4 protein-coding genes are annotated in these 2,801 nt (G+C 56.9%); all 4 read left to right on the top strand.

Going from position 1 to position 2,801, the window contains the following annotated elements:
- The first annotated feature begins 163 nt into the window (after positions 1-163).
- The 4 genes from ACOCD2_RS15900 to ACOCD2_RS15885 are packed head-to-tail and all read left to right on the top strand — an operon-like array spanning position 164 to position 2,554.
- A complete protein-coding gene (locus ACOCD2_RS15900; protein WP_293649494.1) occupies positions 164-679 on the top strand; it encodes a Slp family lipoprotein in 516 nt (171 codons plus the stop codon).
- Positions 680-702: 23 nt separating this feature from the next.
- Positions 703-1,224: a Slp family lipoprotein gene (locus ACOCD2_RS15895; protein WP_293649495.1), complete on the top strand. Its 522-nt coding sequence runs from the start codon at positions 703-705 to the stop codon at positions 1,222-1,224.
- On the top strand, positions 1,221-2,015 hold the full coding sequence (locus ACOCD2_RS15890; protein WP_293649497.1) for an MOSC domain-containing protein: 795 nt from the start codon (positions 1,221-1,223) through the stop codon (positions 2,013-2,015). Before ACOCD2_RS15895 ends, ACOCD2_RS15890 begins: the two co-directional genes overlap by 4 nt.
- Positions 2,012-2,554, top strand: a complete 543-nt coding sequence (locus tag ACOCD2_RS15885; protein WP_293649499.1) for a DUF1415 domain-containing protein — start codon at positions 2,012-2,014, stop codon at positions 2,552-2,554. The genes ACOCD2_RS15890 and ACOCD2_RS15885 overlap by 4 nt, the downstream gene beginning before the upstream one ends.
- The last annotated feature ends 247 nt before the right edge of the window (positions 2,555-2,801 follow it).

Raw genomic sequence — 2,801 nt, 5'->3', positions numbered from 1 at the left:
ATCATAATTGTACCATCCTGCACCGGATTTCTCATCGTCTTTTTTCGGTTTTTCAATTGAATTTCAATGACTTGGCATTTATAGACGGGAACAAAATAGCAACTTTATTTCACCCGAAAATATACGGTGGAACAATGTTGCTTACTCTAAACTCTAGTACTGTATGAGAAAGATTTTATATTTTATCGCGATTGCCATGGTGATGACGGGTTGTGCCTCAAAGCTTCCCCAAACCATTGCGCAACCGCCTGCCGAAGTCATATCAGCCAGTGCAGTCCAGCAGCATCCGGAAACCTATCTGGGAAAGCAGGTGCGCTGGGGTGGTGAGATACTGGAAGTGGCCAATGCCGAGCAGCATACGGATGTTCTGGTGGTGGGCCGTGAGCTGGAGAAAGATGGTGAACCCATCGAAGACAGCAAGGTGGATGCCCGCTTCATTGCGCGTTTTTCCGGTTTTCGCGAGCCGGCGGATTTTCCTGAAGGCAAACGCCTGACGGTAAGCGGTACCCTGTCCGGTGTCGAAGTGCACAATGTCGGCGAGTTTCCCTATCCTTATCCGGTGGTGGAAGTGATCGAGTCGCACCGCTGGCCGGAAAAGAAGCACTATGACCACTATCCCTATTACCCCTATTATCCTTCCTACTATGGCTGGGGACCTTACGGGGGATATCCCTGGTAGCGGTACCCTTATTGGTGATGACCATGCGAGTTGTGTTTCTTGTCGTGCTTCTTCTGCCGTTGATCGGCTGCAATACAACGGGCGGTGTACAGCCATCTGCCGGTCCTATGCCTGCTGCGCTCTCCCAGAGTGCTGACACCAGCGTCAAAGGAAAGGATTTCACCTGGGGCGGCAGCGTGCTTTCCATCAAGAACCTCAAGGAACATACCCTGGTGGAGGTCATGGCCTATCCGCTGGACAGCAAAGGAATGCCGAATGTTGGCGGTGGCACACAGGGCCGGTTCCTTGCTGATTATCCCGGGTTTCTGGAACCGGCAGAATTTCCCAGCGGGCAGCTGGTCACCGTCACCGGACCCTTGCTGGGTTACAAGGACGGCAAGGTCGGTGAAGCGGATTATCGCTATCCTGCGCTGCAGGCCGATCAGATCAAGCACTGGGACAGCAGCCAGTCACAGCAGTATCCCTACACCAAACCCAGTGTCAACATTGGATTCGGCTTTGGCAGTGGAGGTTACAGCAACATCGGCATAGGTATCGGCTTTTGAGTTTTTCGTTGACCGGGTTGTATCGCTACCCCGTAAAATCCCTGCATGGTGAAAGCCTGAAGGCCATGGACGTGGATGTCCGCGGTCCCCTGCGAGACCGCCACTGGATGCTGGTTACACCGGAAGGTCGTTTTCTCACCCAGCGGGAGCTGCCACGCATGGCCCTGGTGCAGCCAAAGATCGTGGATGACGGACTGCTGTTGCACGCTCCCGGTATGTTCGATCTGGAAGTGGCGGCGGAATCGGATGAGGAGCTGCAGGTGCAGGTGTGGCGCGACACCTGCGCCGCCAGGGTCATGAGTCCTGCAGCGGATCAGTGGCTGAGCGATTTTCTCGGCGTTTCCGCCCGCCTGGTGTACCTGCCCCCTGAAAGCATGCGCCAGGTGGATCCGGCCTATGCCCAGCCAGGGGATCAGACTGGGTTTTCCGATGGCTTTCCCTTCCTGCTCATCTCCCAAGCGTCTCTGGATGATCTCAACCGGCGCATGGGTCTGAACCTTCCCATGGAGCGCTTCCGGCCCAACCTGGTGGTGGATGGCTGTGAGCCCTATGCCGAAGACGGCTGGAAGCGTATTCGTATCGGCGAGCTGAGCTTCCGCGTGGTCAAGCCCTGTTCACGCTGCGTGATTCCCACAGTGAACCCCGAAACCGGGGAGCGCGAAGGCAACGAACCCCTGAAGACCCTCATGACCTACCGCAAGGAAGGCAACAATGTCTATTTTGGCCAGAACCTCATCCATGATGGGCCCGGCCATCTGCAGACCGGCATGACCGTGGAGGTGCTGGAATGAGCGACCCTGTGGCCCAGACCCGCTGCTGGGTGAAGGAAGTGGTCATCGGCCTGAGCCTGTGTCCTTTCGCCCGGGTGCCTTTCGAGGCGGACACCATTCGTTACAAGGTCTGTTCCGCGCAGGATACGGATGGCGCCTACCAGGCCTTCATCGGGGAAGTGGCGGATTTCGTCCAGCAGTCGCCGGACGAGGTGGAAACCGGCCTGTTCATTGTACCCCGGGGGCTGGAGGACTTCGGCGACTACCTGGATGTCCTGGAAGACGCCCAGGCAGCCCTGGAAGAAGCGGGTCTGGACGGCATGCTGCAACTGGCCAGCTTTCATCCCGAGTATTGTTTTGAAGGCATGGAGGCGGATGACCCGGCCAACTACACCAACCGTTCGCCTTATCCCATGTTCCACCTGATTCGCCAGGACGGCCTGGCCGCGGCCCTGGAGAACTGGCCCGAGCCCGAATCCATTCCTGAACGCAATGTAGCGCTGCTGCGGGAGATGGGAAGGGAAGCGGTGCAGGCGCTGCTGGCGCGTTGCCGTTCCTGAGGCCCTCACCCCAAACCCCTCTCCCAGAGGGAGGGTGTCGCAAAAGCCCCTTCCTGAACGCTACGGTTGAGGGTAACCTAGACCCTTATGTGGAACCACTACTCTTTAGCTGCGCTACGATGAAAACTAGAGTTTAGTTTAGCGTAGAAACCCACGTCCTTAGGACGTGGTCATGAGTGATAGGCTCAGCCTGTCACGACTGATACGGCCCATGTTACAACCCGAAACTGAGTTGTCCCCACAACTG

The sequence above is a fragment of the Thiolapillus sp. genome (assembly GCF_048562965.1).
Classification (GTDB): Bacteria; Pseudomonadota; Gammaproteobacteria; order Chromatiales; family Chromatiaceae; genus Thiolapillus; species Thiolapillus brandeum_A.
Note: the sequence above shows the minus strand (reverse complement) of the source record. Positions and strands in the feature narration are given on the sequence as shown.

Excerpts from the sequence above, each read along its gene's own strand:
- ACOCD2_RS15900 (WP_293649494.1), top strand. The coding sequence starts at position 164 with ATGAGAAAGATTTTATATTTTATCGCGATTGCCATGGTGATGACGGGT.
- ACOCD2_RS15895 (WP_293649495.1), top strand. The coding sequence starts at position 703 with ATGCGAGTTGTGTTTCTTGTCGTGCTTCTTCTGCCGTTGATCGGCTGC.
- ACOCD2_RS15885 (WP_293649499.1), top strand. The coding sequence starts at position 2,012 with ATGAGCGACCCTGTGGCCCAGACCCGCTGCTGGGTGAAGGAAGTGGTC.